This window comes from Blastomonas fulva (assembly GCF_003431825.1).
Classification (GTDB): domain Bacteria; phylum Pseudomonadota; class Alphaproteobacteria; order Sphingomonadales; family Sphingomonadaceae; genus Blastomonas; species Blastomonas fulva.
This window is the reverse complement of sequence record NZ_CP020083.1, coordinates 2225329-2238981: the sequence shown is the minus strand read 5'-3', so window position 1 is coordinate 2238981 and position 13653 is coordinate 2225329. Positions and strand designations below refer to the sequence as shown.

Below are 13653 nucleotides of genomic sequence, written 5' to 3'. Positions count from 1 at the left end.
CAATCATAGTGCGATAGCGTAGGTATAGTGCCCATCCTCATCGGGCGTGGCCCGCCAGTACCCCCCAGCAGCCCTTGTCAAAAGCCGCTCTGCACCGCCGCCGTCGCGCGCGCCCTGGCTCGCCTGGCGCGGCGTTCAGTTGCCCGTGTAGAGTTCCGCGATCGACAGCGAGGCCTTGCCACGCCCCTTTTTGAGCTCTGCGCGGATCAGCGCTGCCAGGCCGCCTGCCGCGCGCTGGCCATCGGCGTTTCGCAAGGCGGCGCGCAGCGCTTCGGGAACCTCCGGGGTGGCGAGGGCTACAAGGTGATCGACCCCGAACGGCGGCACGACGACCGTCTCCAGCAGCGACTGCTGCAGCGCATCGTCCAGTTGCCCTCCGCCATCGGGGGCCAGCGGATAGAGCAGTTGCACCGTGCCGTCCGAGGCGAGGTTGAACACTGTGGCGTAACGCGGCCCCCCACTGCGCCGAGTGCGGGCCAGCGCCACCGCGATCGGCGCACCCTCGCCATAGAGCGCGTCCGACCCCAGCGGGTTCACCGTCAACCGCATCGCCAGCTCGGACACCAAAGGGCGCAGCGTCAGGATCGCCTGCCATTTGTCCATCACGCCCGCAAAGGCGGCCTGGCTGGCGATGCCGCTGGCCACCACATCGCCCGAGCTGCGCAGCACTTCGCGCGAGCCCAGCAGCCACAGGAAATCGGCATCGTTGGACGATGCCGCCAGCTGCCAGGCGGCGTCCTGCGGGGCGGTGGCAAGGTCGTCGCCCTGCCCGGCGATCATCACATAAGGGGCAGGCAGATCGAAGCTCAGCCGGGGAACGGGCACTGCCGCGAACACCGGGCGTTCGGCCCAGCCTGCGGGAAAGAACAACGTGCTTTCCTGCCGCTGCGCGGTGAGCATGCGCACCTGGCTGTTGAGATAGGAGCCGATCTCGACCACCGTGACCAGCCCGTCGCCATCCAGATCCGCCACCGGCGACTGATCGTTGCTGCCCGGCAGGCTGAGCGCCTGTTCCAGCGCATAGGTGAGCACGCCGCGCTGCGGTGCGCCCTCCTGCGGCAGCGCCGCTTCCAGCGCCAGCTGATCGTCGCGCGATGCGCCGATATAGACCAGATTGGGCAGGTCCTCGCGCCTGGGCACCGCAATCTCGCCGGGTACGACGCCCGGCGTCGCGTCCGCCCCGAGCGCACCCAGCCTTGGCCCGGGCCGCGCCACCAGCTCGATCGCGCGCGCTTCGCCGGGGCGGAAGGCGATGCGCGGCGTGAAGGCGAAGGTGCGCAGATCGATGGCGCGGTGCATGGTGCCCGAATGACAGCTGTCGACGACCATCAGGATCGCGACATCCTGCGGCAGATAGCGCTTCATCCACGCATAGAAGTCCTTGTCGACGATGAAGCTTTCCGGATCCTGTCCCACAGGATCGAAGCCCGGAAGCGGCACGAACTGGTCATAGGCGCCATCGGTCTCGTCAGGATTTTGCGCGCGCGCCTGCGCGCCATGACCCGAAAAATAGAACAGCACCCAATCCCCGCTGCGGCTGCGCTGGCCCATGTCGTGGATCGCGGTCTCGACGCTGGAGCGGGTGACCGCGCCATCGGCGAGCGTCACGATGTCGCTGGCGCCAAGACTGCGCGCGAGCCGCTCCATCGCGGACACGTCATTTGCAGGTCCGGCAAGGTCCGGAATGCTGGCCGACTGATAGCGCGACACGCCCACCAGGATTGCGCGGGTCTCGGCATGGGCGGGTAGCGAGCCGACCCCGGCGACCAGCGCGAGAACCAGACTGCACAGGCGCAAGGCAGCGCGCATGGCTCAGCCGCCCACCCCGGCTTCGTCCGGTTCCAGATCGCGCGCCACCCGCAACCCGACATCGTCGCGGCGCTTGGTTGGAGCCACGCCGAAACGGTTGGCAGAGCGCAAAGCTGCGGGAACGCTTTCGAACGATCCGCCGCGCACCGCCCGGTTGCGACAGGCCGCATCAAGGCACTGCGAGGTCCATTCCCAGACATTGCCCTGCATCTGGTAGAGACCGAAGCTGTTGGGTGGGTAGCCCGACACCGCCTCGGGATAGCCGCGATAGGGCGACGTCGGAGACCCCTGGTAGCGCGCGGTGTGATCGTAATTGGCTTCCGAAGGGGTGATGCTGTCGCCCCAGGGAAAGGCGCTGCTGGCCCCTGCCCGGCTGGCATATTCCCATTCGGTATCGCTGGGCAGGCGATAGGCCCGGCCCGACTGGCGCGACAGCCAGCCCAGAAACGAGAGCGCATCGTCATGGCTGATGCTGGTCGCCGGGATCAGCGGGTTGGGATTGTCCGCCGCCCAGGTCGACAGCTTCGGGCAACCGCCGTCGCGCACGCACGCGGTCCACTCGGCCACCGTTACCTCGTACACCCCCATCGCGAAGTCGCGCGCGATCACCGCGGCCTGCTGGGCAGCCTCGTCCTTGCCGCGCCCGGGTTCGGACACCGGCGAACCGATCACCCCCTTGCCCGCCGGGATGATCCGCATCCAGGGGCAGTTGGCGCAGTCATAGAAGCGGTTGCCGCTGCTGGGATCGCACGAGACGAAACACGGTGGCTGGCCCTGCAGGCCATAATCGAAAGTCGGCTTCTGGAAGCTTGCCGCCTTGGCCATGGCGACCCGATCCGACACGCGCTTCATCGCATCGGCAATGTTCTGCTGCGGGCGCCGGATTTCCTCGGCGAGCACCTTGGAGAAGATGCCATTGTCGAACGCGAACTGGTCGGCGCTGGTCGAGAACGCGACGAGATAGCCCTGATCGGGCCGAATGCTGCTTTCGGCAGAGCGGATCACGCGGCGCAGGCCTTTCGATCCGGGGACGAGCGTATCGCCGCCGGTGACCGCATCGCTGGTCGACATTGGCTGTACCGGCAGCGATATCGTGTTGCGGCACATGTCGAGCACCACCAGCACCGTGCGCGCGCCCGAGCCCATCAGGTTGCGGGTGACAGCCGAACGCGACAGCGATCCGCCAGCCGCCAGTCCGACCGGTGAGCCATCGACCGGCACCATTTGGACATCGCCGCCGCTGCCGAGTGCGACGCCATGGCCGGAGAAGTACAGCACGCCAAAGGCCTGGGGCCCAGCGGTGGCAAGCGCGGCGCGGAACGCGGCGATCTCCGCCTCCATCTCGGCCGCGCTCAGGTCGCGGCGGGTGCGCACCGCGCCGCCGCCGGGATCGACAAAGCCGGTGCCCGAAAGCGCCGCGGCGATCCGCTCGCCATCGCCGAAGGTCGCCTGCAGCCGGTCGAACCCGCGATAGTTGCCATTGGCGATGACCAGAGCCAGGCGCGGTTCACGCGCCTGGCTCTGTCCGAAGGCATCTGGCGCCGACATCAGCCACGCCCCGAAAGAGGCCAGAGCCAGCGCCAGCAACGGGACGAGCCGCAGCATCAGAAGCGGAAGCCGATACCCGCGCTGTAGGTGCTGTACCCGCGCGCCTGGATGGTGCTGAAGTTGATCCGGATCAGGTCACGCGTGGCCCGCACCGAATCCTCCCGCCCGCGGATGCCGAACGAAATCGTCGCCTCGTGGAAGCTGTCGTTGCGCAGATCGCTGCCGAAATACTGGGTGAAGGCATAGCTTGCGCGCATCGAGCTGCCCCGGCTGAACAGCCGCGCCTTGAGCGGCAGGTCATAGGCCACGCCGTTGCGCAATGACCAGTTCTTGAGGTCGGGGTTGATGTTCGCCTGCGTCCCCGGCGTATCGAGCGTCTGGCCATAGCCGACCATGTTGCCGACGATCAGCCGCCCCCGGCCGATCCCGTCGATGACATAGCGGCTGGTGATCGACCCCTGCAGGATGTGCCCAAGAGAGCCGGCATTTTCAGAATAGACCGCGCCATAGCCGATGCGCGGCTCGATCGACCATTTGCGCTCGATCAGCGGGATTTCCAGCCCCAGGCCGATCTGCGCGCTGTAGCTGTCGATGCCGTTGATCCGGGCATAGTTGAACGGCAGGTCGAACTTGAGCAACGCGCGGTTGCCCTCGAAGATGCGGAAGCTGCGCTGAACGCGGGCATCCACCCGGCCGATGTCGAAACGGCCGGCAGAACCGGTGTTGTAGGTTGCGCCGATCAGCCAGGGATCGTTGGGCGTGTTCGCGCCCTCCGGCTGTGCGTCCTGCTCGACCAGCGAATCGCCATTGGTCAGATCGAGCGCGCTGCGGGTGAGCTGCGCCTGAAGGCTGCCCGGGTTGCCCGCCAGCGGATCTGCGGGCGAAAAGCGCGTGAACGAACGCGCCAGACAGCCGAGCAGCGCTTGCGAGGTCGGCGTGCCTTCATCGTCCACCGCGGCATCGAACGCGTTGAACGCCTGCTGCCGGTTGACCCCGTTGAAGGTGAATGTACACGCCGCACCATTGCGCTGGGTCACCAGCTGACCGGTCGGCGAGACGATCGATACGGTCAGCAGCGCGCTGTTCTGCAGATAGCCCGCCACCGCGGTCGCGCCGCGAATGTCGAACACGCCCGAGACCGCGCCCAGCTGGGCATTCTGGAAGCCGACCACGGTGGCGATCACGCTGGGGTCGAGAAAGTCGATGATGTCGTCGATCGTGTCCTGCTCGAAGCGGGCCGACTGGTCGAAGCCGTTGAGCTGGTTGTTGACGCGGATGCCGATGCGGAACGACTTTCTGAGCTCCTGGTAATTGGCGATGTTGGGGACCGGCTGGCCCGCCTGCTGGGCAAAGGCCGAAGTACCGGCGCACAGCACCGCACAGGCAGCGAGCGCGCTGCCGAATTTCAATTTGGACACGTATTCCCCCTTGGAATAGACACCTGATGATGGGCCGGAACACGGGCGTTGCCTTGCCCCGTCGCAGTCCGGCCACTGAGCCAGCTTGAACCGTTGGCCTCGCGGGGGCGCTGTGGCAAATTGTCGCAAACCGCGACAAATCGCCGTTTCGCGGGGCGTCCCGCTTCGTGCTGCGCGATACACCCGGCAATTGCCCTGTCGCGTGCGCCGGGGCATGGTGGCACTGCCGCAGCCGCCCGGATCACCCGCGCCAGCTTTAGGAGTGGTTCGATGCCAGATGCCGTTCCCCGCCTTTCCCGCACCTCGGTGCTCGCCATCAGCTTTGGCGCGATGGTGTTGCTGGCGGGATTGCTGCGACAGACGGGCGATGCGATCGGCGGGATGCTCGACCTGACGCTGAACGGGACACAGGCCCGCGCCTTTCTGGCGCAGCTGACACCGTGGCAGCGCGATGTGCACGCGCATGCCACGCTGATCTATGACGGGCTGTATCCGCTGGCCTATGGCGCCTTCTTCGCCGGGCTTGCGGTCCGGCTGGGCGGCGCACCGGCGGGCTGGGTCGCGTTGACAATGCTGGCCGGGATAGTCGCGGACTACGCCGAGAATATCGTGCAACTTCTGGCGCTGAGCGGGCGTGCCGATCTGCTGGATGCCAAGACGGTGCTGACCCCGCTCAAGTTCGCCCTCACCGGCACGGCGATCATTGCGACGCTGGTTCTGGCGGTCAGAGCCGGAGCGCGCGCGCTGGGGCGCTGACCCGGCTCAGGCGCGCTGTTTGCCGCGAAAGCGCCAGTCGCCGATCGGCTCCCATGGTCCGCCCATATAGCGGTGCAGCGCCAGCCCGGTAATTGCGATCGGACGCGGCAGGAATTCGGCGCTCAGCTGTTGCAGCAGCGCCTTGGCCGCTGCCGGCTCGACCTTGTTCTGCACCGTGATGTGGAGCCTGGGCTGGCCCTGGTCCTGCGCGGTCAGCAGGCCGTGCAGCCCTTCTGCCATCATGTCGCGGATCGCCAGCAGGCCCGGCGAATGGATGCGATAGGCAACACCGCGGCCCAGGTTCATCACCTCGCTCAGCCGGGCATCGGGGGCAGCAAACTCTGCCGCCAGCGCCTTGGCGCGCGCCACCGCCTCGGCCTCATAGGCACCCGGCAAATGGTGGAACAGCGTGACATGCGCATCGAGCACATTGCGCTCGGGCGGATAATGCGCGCGGCGCAGGACATTGGCCCAGGCCTGATCCGCCGCGCCCATACTGGCAGTCATGATGATCGGTTCGCGTCGCATGACGATGCCTTAGCCTTGGCCTGCGCAACATACAAAGGGGGCGCGGTGCATCTCTGCTCCGCGCCCCCCGCTTGCGACCCGTCAGGGTATGTTGCGAGCGCTCTCGCTTATGCGAGTTCGAGCTGCTTCGTCTTGATCTTGGCGAGCACGTTTTCAGGTGCGGTTTCGCCATAGGGATCGCTGTCCAGACCGTGGTCGTTGATGCCCGGCTCTTCGAACCAGTCGGTGACCACACCGTTGTCGACGACCATGGCATAGCGCCAGCTGCGCTCGCCGAAGCCGACATGGTCCTTGCGGATCAGCATGCCCATGCGGCGGGTAAAGTCGGCCGAGCCATCGGGAAGCAGCTTGACCTTTTCGACGCCCAGCGACTTGCCCCACTGGTACATCACGAACGCGTCGTTGACCGACACGCAGTAGATTTCGTCGATGCCCTGCGCGCGGAAATCGTCGTACAGCGCTTCGAAGCCGGGGACCTGCGAGGTCGAGCAGGTCGGCGTGAACGCGCCGGGGAGCGAGAAGATGACGACGCGCTTGCCGGCAAGCAGATCGCCGGTGAGCTGGTCCTGCCAGCGGAACGGATTGGGGCCTTCGATGCTCTCATCGCGCACACGCGTTTTGAGGCACACATTGGGGACCTGACGTCCAATCATAGTAGAACTCCTTTGAACGATGGGGGAAAATTGTTTTTGCACCGCAGCATGTAGCGACCCTGCCGCACGGAGTGAAATGAATTGATTGGACTGGCCTGATCGCTTTTTTCGATGAGTTGGCCGCATTCCCGGCGACAGTCCGGTTGGACCCGATGCATGGTTACGTGACATGCTTGCCAAAATGAGCAGAAAGCTTCATTTTGAATGTTTCTGGAGGTTCTGAATGCTGATGTCCCGCCCGCTTGGCTGGTTCTGGTTGCTGGCGATCGCGTTGCTTGCCTGGAATGTCATCGGTCTCATCGCGTTGCTGTACGATCCGGTGATCGGCCTGGGCGATGTGAGCAAGCTCGCGCCGGAACAGCAGGCGATATACGCCGCGCGTCCCGCGATCGCGTTCTACGGCTTCGTGCTCGCCACCGTTGCGGGCACGGCGGGCGTCATCGCGCTGCTGCTGCGGCGGCATGTCGCGTTGTGGCTGTTCATCGCTTCGGCCGTTGGTCTGGTGCTGCAGAACGCGTGGCTGTTTGGCGATCCGGCCAATCTCACGGCCGAGGTTCTGGGCTTCCAGGCGCTGATCGCAGGATCGATCGCGCTTGAAATCTGGCTTGCACTGACTGCGAAAAAGCGCCGCTGGAGCCGCTAGGGCTTCTTCAGCAGAAACAGACTACATCTCGCCGCGCGCCCTGCGCAGTGCGAACCACTTTTCGACATTGCGGTTGTGATCGGCGAGCGTGTTGGCGAAGACGTGCCCGCCGGTGCCGTCGGCGACGAAATACAACGCCTCGGTCCGCGCCGGGTTGAGCACCGCCTCGATCGAGGCACGCCCCGGGTTGGTGATCGGCCCCTTGGGCAGACCCGTCATCGCATAGGTGTTGTAGTCGTTGACATCGGCGATCTCGGACTGGCGAATGCGCCGCCCCAGCGGCTTGCCGCGCGTGATCGGGTAGATGATGGTCGGGTCCGCCTGCAGCATCATGCCCTTGCGGATGCGGTTGGAATAGACCCCTGCGATCATCCGGCGCTCGGACGGCTTGCCGGTTTCCTTCTCGACGATCGCGGCCAGCGTGATCGCTTCCTTGGGCGTCTTGACCACCGTTTCGGGAGAGCGCTTGGGCCACAGTTCCGCGATGGTGTCCTGCATCGCCTTCTGCATCCGCAGCATCACCGCGATGCGCTTTTCACCGCGCTCGAAGCTGTAGCTCTCGGGCAGCAGCGATCCTTCCTCGGGCACCGGAACCTCGCCGGTAAGCAGCGGCTCGCGCATCAGTTTTTCCTGCACCAGGATGCTGGGCATGCCCTCGGGAACGGTGACCATCCGCAGCACGACCTCGCCACCCTGCAGGATGTTGAGGATTTGCGCGTTGCTGGCGCGTGCGGGGATAACGAACTCGCCCGCCTTGATCGGATCATCGCCGCCGAACACCTTGGCCCGGTTGAGGAAGGCCCCTGCCGAACTGATCGCGCCCTTGTCCTCGAGCACCTGGGCTGCGCGGGCAAGCGAGCTGCCCGCGGGGATGACGATTGCCAATTCCTGCTGCGCCGGGCCTTCACCCGTCCAGCCCCAATAGAAATTGCCGCCGATCAACAGCACCAGGGCCGCGGCTCCGGCCAGAACGATGCATCCCAATCGGCGCAGCATGATGGCGTTATACCGCCTTCATGATGAGGCTGGCATTGGTGCCGCCGAAACCGAAGCTGTTGTTGAGCACCGCGGTCACCTTGCGCTTCTTGGCGGTGTGGGGCACCAGATCGACGCCCTCGCAGCCCTCGCTCGGGTTGTCGAGGTTGAGCGTCGGCGGGACGATCTGATCGCGGATCGCAAGAATGCAGAAGATCGCCTCGACCGCGCCCGCGCCGCCCAGCAGATGGCCGATGGCCGATTTGGTCGAGCTCATCGAAACGTTGGAAATGGCATCGCCGAACAGCCGCTTGACCGCGCCCAGTTCGATGGTGTCGGCCATCGTCGAAGTTCCGTGAGCGTTGATGTAATCGATATCGGCGGGGGTCATGTTCGCCCGCTTCAGCGCCATTTCCATTGAACGATAGGCTCCGCTGCCTTCGGGCTGCGGCGCGGTCACGTGATAGGCGTCGCCCGAGAGGCCATAGCCCACCACCTCGGCATAGATCTTTGCGCCACGCGCCTTGGCCCGTTCGTACTCTTCGAGCACGACGACGCCTGCGCCCTCGCCCATCACGAAGCCATCGCGATCCTGGTCATAGGGACGGCTGGCCTGTTCGGGGCGGTCGTTATAGGTCATGTTGAGCGCGCGCGCCTGCGCGAAGCCGGCGATGCCGATCGGGCAGATCGTCGCTTCAGCGCCGCCCGCCAGCATGACATCGGCATCGTCGAGCGCAATCATCCGCGCTGCGTCGCCAATCGAGTGTGCTCCGGTGGAGCACGCGGTGACGACGGCATGGTTGGGTCCCATCAGGCCGTACTTGATCGAAACCTGGCCCGAGATGAGGTTGATCAGCCGACCGTGGACGAAGTGGGGCGATACGCGGCCCGGACCCTTTTCGGCCAGCAGCAGCGATTCACTTTCGATTCCCGGCAGACCGCCAATGCCCGAACCGATCGAGCATCCCGCGCGGAAGCGTTCTTCCTCGCTCATGTCGGTCAGCCCGGCGTCTTCAAGCGCCTGGCCCGCAGCATCGATGCCATAGATGATGAACGGATCGACCTGGCGCTGGACCTTGTGATCGACGCGCTTGTCCGCATCGAAGCCCCAGGGATGGTCCTTGGGCTTCACTTCGCAGGCGATGCGGCACTTCTGATCGCTCGCATCGAACCGGGTGATCGGTCCCGCGCCCGACTTGGCGGCGATGAGGTTCGCCCATGTCGTCTCGACATCCGCCCCCAATGGCGTGACCAGTCCCAGACCCGTTATGACTACGCGGCGCATACGCCCTCACTCCTGCATATCTTCTGTGCGATCAGTTCCCTCAAACGCTCGAGGGCACTGGCCGGAACGAAAAATGGCTTCCCCGGTCGCACCGCGACAGACAGGGAAGCCATCCTATTTCACATGGTCGCCATCTGCATCATGACGACGCTGCCCTCCTGCGACCGCTGGTGCGGTTTGCGCAGGCACTTCGGGCCCAGCCCCTGTGTCAGCTGCAGATCAGCCCTTGTGGCTGTCGATATATTCGATGGCATCGTTGACGGTGCTGATCTTCTCGGCGGCGTCGTCGGGAATTTCAACTCCGAACTCTTCCTCGAAAGCCATCACCAGTTCGACGATGTCGAGGCTGTCAGCGCCCAGATCGTCGATGAAGCTTGCGTCCTCGGTGACCTTCTCTGCTTCAACGCCGAGATGCTCGATCACGATCTTTTTAACGCGGTCCCCAGTCTCACTCATTCAGAGTTCCTTCAATAGTGTGTAAATGGATGTGCGAACGAAAATACCCGCCCGCCCTAATGCGGCTTTTGATCGCTGGCAAGAGGCGGGCGCAGCCAAACATGGTGGATGCGCCGCGCTGCTTGCCCGCGACGGCAGGTCACAGCATCGCCATGCCGCCGTTCACGTGCAGCGTCTGGCCGGTGACATAGCCGGATTCGCGGCTGGCAAGATATATCACGGCGGCGGCGACATCGTCCCCTTCGCCCAGCTTGCCCGCCGGAATGCGGCCCAGCAGCGCGGTCTTCTGCCCCTCGGGCAGCACCTCGGTCATGGCCGAGGCGATGAAGCCGGGGGCGACGCAATTGACGGTGATGTTGCGGCTGGCAAGCTCTGCCGCCAGCGCCTTGGACATGCCGACAAGGCCAGCCTTGGACGCAGCATAATTGGCCTGTCCCGGATTGCCGGTGGCACCGACCACGCTGGTGATAGAGATCATGCGGCCGAAGCGCGCCTTCATCATCGGCTTGGCAGCCGCGCGGCACAGGCGGAACGCGGCTTCCAGATTGACGCGGATCACGTCGGACCACTCGTCGTCCTTCATCCGCATCGCGAGGTTGTCGCGGGTAATCCCGGCATTGTTGACCAGAATGTCGAGCCCGCCCAGCGCCTCGACCGCGCGCGGCACGAGCGCATCGACCGCAGCCGGGTCGGACAGGTCGCACGCCAGCGTGACATGGTCGCCGCCCAGTTGGGCTGCAAAGGCATCAAGCTTGGCTGCGTTGCTCCCCGACAGCGCCAGCCGCGCACCATGCGCCGCCAGTCCGCGCGCGATCGCGGAACCGATGCCGCCGCTGGCGCCGGTGACGAGGGCGGTCATGCCTGTAAGATCGAACATTGAAGTCTCCTGACTGTTAACGCCTCTCCCCTTGCGGGAAAGGCCGCGAGACTTGGTGGCTTTGCCACCCAGTCGCAGCGCGAGAGGGGAATGCGGACACCGCCCAACCCTCTCCAACACCGGCTAGGCAGCAAGCTGCCAAGCCTTCGTATCCTCCCCCGTCAAAGGGGAGGAGCAAGTATCACACCGCCTCCAACAGGCTTTCGATATCGCGCATGTCGACCAGGCTGTCGCAGGCGACATCCTCGACGATGCGCTTGATCATCGGGACCAGCACCTTGCCGCCCAGCTCAATGAATTGATCCACGCTAGCGGCGTGCATCGCCATCACGGATTCGCGCCAGCGCACCATGCCGGTGACCTGCTCGACCAGCAGCGCGCCGATTTCCGCAGGGTCGCTCACCGGCGCTGCGGTGACGTTGGCGAACAACGGCACGACAGGCTCGCGGATTTCGGTTTCGGACAGTGCGCCGGCCATGCGGTCGGCCGCAGGCTGCATCAGCGCGCAGTGGAACGGGGCCGAGACCGGCAGCATCATCGCCTTGCGCGCGCCAAGCTCCTTGGCGATCGGCAGGCAGCGTTCGACCGCGCTGGCATGGCCCGAGATGACCGCCTGGCCGAACGCGTTGTCGTTGGCGACCGCGCACACCTCCCCCTGCGCCGCCTGCTCGGCGGCCTTGACAGCCTGCTCGAACTCGATGCCCAGCAGCGCCGCCATCGCGCCGACGCCGACCGGTACTGCCGCCTGCATTGCCTGACCACGGATCTTCAGCAACCGCGCCGTCGTCGCCAGATCGAACGATCCGGCTGCGCACAATGCGGTATATTCACCCAGGCTGTGCCCCGCGACATAGGCGAAGCTGACCGGGCTGCCGGTGCCTGCTTCATGCTGCAGCGCGCGCAGCGTGGCGATGGCGTTGGCCATGATCGCAGGCTGGGCGTTTTCGGTCAGCTGCAGCTCGTCCGCATCGCCCTCGCACATCAGTCGGAACAGGTTCTGCCCCAGCGCATCGTCGACCTCCTGGAAAACCTCGCGCGCCTGGGTGCTCGAGGCGGCGAGCTCCCTGCCCATGCCGACCTTCTGGCTGCCTTGTCCGGGAAAAATGAATGCGCGTGTCATGATCCTGCTGTCCCTCGCCCCGATCTGTCCGTCGCTGGCAAGACCCCCCGGCCTCGCGCGACAAGCGCCGCCCGTTATCTCCGATGACGCAGCGTTGCAAGGTGCTTGCGGCCTGTTAATCGATCACTTAACACCTCGCCATGGACGATACACTTTTTGCAGCGTCGCTGGAAACGCTTTGCCGCGAGCGGCTGGGCGGCGACGGTCCGCTGAGCGGTTTGCAGCGGCTTTCCGGCGGTGCGAGCATGCAGAGCTGGCGCTTTGGCTGGGGCGACGAGCCGCTGATCCTGCGGCGGATGCCCGAAGGGTTGAGCGGCGACGATGCGGCGATCGAATCCGCCAGCCTCTCGCTCGACGGCCAGGCCGACGTGATCGAGCGAGCGGGCGAGCATGGGGTGATGGTGCCGGCGGTGCGCGCGCGGCTGCGACCGGAGGACGGGCTTGGCGAAGGCTTCATCATGGCCTGCGCCGCTGGCGAAGCCTTGCCGCAGGTGCTGCTGCGCGACCCTGCCTATGGCGAGGCGCTGGCAGGCCTGCCACGCCAATGGGCCGAGCAGCTCGCGGCGATCCATGCCATATCTCCGGGCCGCCTTCCCGCCGAACTGCCCTGTCGCAGCCCTGCCGAGATGGTCGCCGAGCTCGAGCAGCGCTGGCATTCGCTGGGCGGTGTCTCGCCGATCTATGCGCTGGCCTTCGGCTGGCTCGAGCGTGCCCTGCCCGCCCTTGTCGAGCCTTCGCTGTGCCACGGCGATTTCCGCATGGGAAACCTGCTGCTGACACCCGATGGCCTGTCCGCCGTGCTCGACTGGGAGCTCGCGCATCTGGGAGACCCGGTGCAGGACCTTGCCTTTGGCTGCATCCCCAGCTGGCGCTTCGGCCGCTATGATCAGATGCTGGGCGGCTTTGCGCAGCCCGGCGCCATGCTCCAGCATTACGAGGCGCTGACCGGCCATGCGGTCGATCCGGCGCGCTTCCGCTTCTGGCTGGTCTATTCGTGCCTGTGGTGGGGGGTGTGCTGCCTGGTGATGGCCGATATCTGGCGGCGAAGCGAGCGGGAGGGGCCCGAGCGGCTGGTGATCGGGCGGCGCGCGTCCGAGGTCGAGATCGACCTGCTGCTGATGCTGTCCGACGACCTGCCGTCGCCAGAAGCCCCGATGCCATGGCCCGAGGCGGAGCACGCAACCGAAAACGGCGTGCCAAGCGGCGCGGCGCTGATCGGTGCGGTGAGCGGCTGGCTCGATGCGCAGATCGCGGACCAGGCCAGCGGCCATGCAAGGTTCGAGGCGAAGGTCGCGATCAACGCGCTGGGCATGGCCGCGCGCGACGCCGCCATGGGCCCGGGCTTTGCCGCCCTGCAGCAGCACAGGCTTGCCGACATCGGCATGGATGCCGGCACCTTACGCAAGCGGTTGCGCTGCGAGCCTGGCAGCGTGACCCGGATGCAGCACGATCATCTGCGCCGGCTGGCGGTGGAAAACTGCCTGATCGACCAGCCGCGCTATGCCGGACTGGCGGTCGCCCGGCAGCTTTGGACCTCGCCCCCCTGACCCGTCCGGTTACGCCAGGTTACAAAATCGTCTCGACA

General features: G+C 65.7%; 13 protein-coding genes. 3 read left to right on the top strand and 10 right to left on the bottom strand.

What is annotated here, in order from left to right; translation table 11 throughout:
- Window positions 1–135: 135 nt before the first annotated feature.
- The 3 genes from B5J99_RS10500 to B5J99_RS10490 are packed head-to-tail and all read right to left on the bottom strand — an operon-like array spanning window position 136 to window position 4775.
- The gene (locus B5J99_RS10500; protein WP_117352364.1) at window positions 136–1809 is read right to left on the bottom strand and encodes a caspase family protein; all 1674 of its coding nucleotides are present in this window, start codon (window positions 1807–1809) and stop codon (window positions 136–138) included.
- A 3-nt stretch (window positions 1810–1812) separates the two neighbouring features.
- A complete protein-coding gene (locus B5J99_RS10495) occupies window positions 1813–3414 on the bottom strand; it encodes an SUMF1/EgtB/PvdO family nonheme iron enzyme (RefSeq protein WP_117352363.1) in 1602 nt (533 codons plus the stop codon).
- On the bottom strand, window positions 3414–4775 hold the full coding sequence (locus B5J99_RS10490; RefSeq protein ID WP_162892558.1) for a hypothetical protein: 1362 nt from the start codon (window positions 4773–4775) through the stop codon (window positions 3414–3416). The genes B5J99_RS10495 and B5J99_RS10490 overlap by 1 nt, the downstream gene beginning before the upstream one ends.
- A 270-nt stretch (window positions 4776–5045) precedes the next feature.
- On the opposite strand from B5J99_RS10490, the gene B5J99_RS10485 reads away from it, so the two are divergent.
- Complete coding sequence (locus B5J99_RS10485) at window positions 5046–5531, top strand: hypothetical protein (RefSeq protein WP_117352361.1); 486 nt, start codon at window positions 5046–5048, stop codon at window positions 5529–5531.
- Between the two features lie 6 nt (window positions 5532–5537).
- Here the strand turns inward: B5J99_RS10485 and B5J99_RS10480 are convergent, their stop codons facing one another.
- Together B5J99_RS10480 and B5J99_RS10475 are read right to left on the bottom strand one after the other, a co-directional pair.
- Entirely contained in the window at window positions 5538–6059 is a 522-nt protein-coding gene (locus B5J99_RS10480; protein ID WP_117352360.1) for a 2'-5' RNA ligase family protein, read from the bottom strand.
- A 107-nt stretch (window positions 6060–6166) separates the two neighbouring features.
- Entirely contained in the window at window positions 6167–6712 is a 546-nt protein-coding gene (locus B5J99_RS10475) for a peroxiredoxin (RefSeq protein ID WP_054134452.1), read from the bottom strand.
- Between the two features lie 223 nt (window positions 6713–6935).
- On the opposite strand from B5J99_RS10475, the gene B5J99_RS10470 reads away from it, so the two are divergent.
- Window positions 6936–7355, top strand: a complete 420-nt coding sequence (locus tag B5J99_RS10470; protein WP_054134453.1) for a hypothetical protein — start codon at window positions 6936–6938, stop codon at window positions 7353–7355.
- Window positions 7356–7376: 21 nt separating this feature from the next.
- Here the strand turns inward: B5J99_RS10470 and mltG are convergent, their stop codons facing one another.
- The 5 genes from mltG to fabD all read right to left on the bottom strand — a co-directional run bounded on the left by mltG (window position 7377) and on the right by fabD (window position 12068).
- On the bottom strand, window positions 7377–8351 hold the full coding sequence (mltG, locus tag B5J99_RS10465; RefSeq protein ID WP_117352359.1) for an endolytic transglycosylase MltG: 975 nt from the start codon (window positions 8349–8351) through the stop codon (window positions 7377–7379).
- A 7-nt stretch (window positions 8352–8358) separates the two neighbouring features.
- Window positions 8359–9615: a beta-ketoacyl-ACP synthase II gene (gene fabF / locus B5J99_RS10460; protein ID WP_054134454.1), complete on the bottom strand. Its 1257-nt coding sequence runs from the start codon at window positions 9613–9615 to the stop codon at window positions 8359–8361.
- Between the two features lie 219 nt (window positions 9616–9834).
- A complete protein-coding gene (locus B5J99_RS10455; protein WP_023836488.1) occupies window positions 9835–10071 on the bottom strand; it encodes an acyl carrier protein in 237 nt (78 codons plus the stop codon).
- A 139-nt stretch (window positions 10072–10210) separates the two neighbouring features.
- Entirely contained in the window at window positions 10211–10948 is a 738-nt protein-coding gene (gene fabG, locus B5J99_RS10450; protein WP_117352358.1) for a 3-oxoacyl-[acyl-carrier-protein] reductase, read from the bottom strand.
- A 181-nt stretch (window positions 10949–11129) separates the two neighbouring features.
- Window positions 11130–12068 carry an ACP S-malonyltransferase gene (gene fabD, locus B5J99_RS10445; protein ID WP_117352357.1) on the bottom strand — a complete coding sequence of 313 codons (939 nt, stop codon included), beginning with the start codon at window positions 12066–12068 and terminating at the stop codon, window positions 11130–11132.
- Between the two features lie 140 nt (window positions 12069–12208).
- On the opposite strand from fabD, the gene B5J99_RS10440 reads away from it, so the two are divergent.
- Entirely contained in the window at window positions 12209–13615 is a 1407-nt protein-coding gene (locus tag B5J99_RS10440; protein ID WP_117352356.1) for a phosphotransferase family protein, read from the top strand.
- The last annotated feature ends 38 nt before the right edge of the window (window positions 13616–13653 follow it).

Bases quoted from the DNA above. Each gene is read 5' to 3' on its own strand.
- B5J99_RS10475 (WP_054134452.1), bottom strand. From the start codon at position 6,712: ATGATTGGACGTCAGGTCCCCAATGTGTGCCTCAAAACGCGTGTGCGC.
- B5J99_RS10500 (WP_117352364.1), bottom strand. From the start codon at position 1,809: ATGCGCGCTGCCTTGCGCCTGTGCAGTCTGGTTCTCGCGCTGGTCGCC.
- B5J99_RS10455 (WP_023836488.1), bottom strand. From the start codon at position 10,071: ATGAGTGAGACTGGGGACCGCGTTAAAAAGATCGTGATCGAGCATCTC.
- fabG (WP_117352358.1), bottom strand. From the start codon at position 10,948: ATGTTCGATCTTACAGGCATGACCGCCCTCGTCACCGGCGCCAGCGGC.
- B5J99_RS10470 (WP_054134453.1), top strand. From the start codon at position 6,936: ATGCTGATGTCCCGCCCGCTTGGCTGGTTCTGGTTGCTGGCGATCGCG.
- B5J99_RS10480 (WP_117352360.1), bottom strand. From the start codon at position 6,059: ATGCGACGCGAACCGATCATCATGACTGCCAGTATGGGCGCGGCGGAT.
- mltG (WP_117352359.1), bottom strand. From the start codon at position 8,351: ATGCTGCGCCGATTGGGATGCATCGTTCTGGCCGGAGCCGCGGCCCTG.
- B5J99_RS10485 (WP_117352361.1), top strand. From the start codon at position 5,046: ATGCCAGATGCCGTTCCCCGCCTTTCCCGCACCTCGGTGCTCGCCATC.
- fabF (WP_054134454.1), bottom strand. From the start codon at position 9,615: ATGCGCCGCGTAGTCATAACGGGTCTGGGACTGGTCACGCCATTGGGG.
- fabD (WP_117352357.1), bottom strand. From the start codon at position 12,068: ATGACACGCGCATTCATTTTTCCCGGACAAGGCAGCCAGAAGGTCGGC.
- B5J99_RS10440 (WP_117352356.1), top strand. From the start codon at position 12,209: ATGGACGATACACTTTTTGCAGCGTCGCTGGAAACGCTTTGCCGCGAG.
- B5J99_RS10495 (WP_117352363.1), bottom strand. From the start codon at position 3,414: ATGCTGCGGCTCGTCCCGTTGCTGGCGCTGGCTCTGGCCTCTTTCGGG.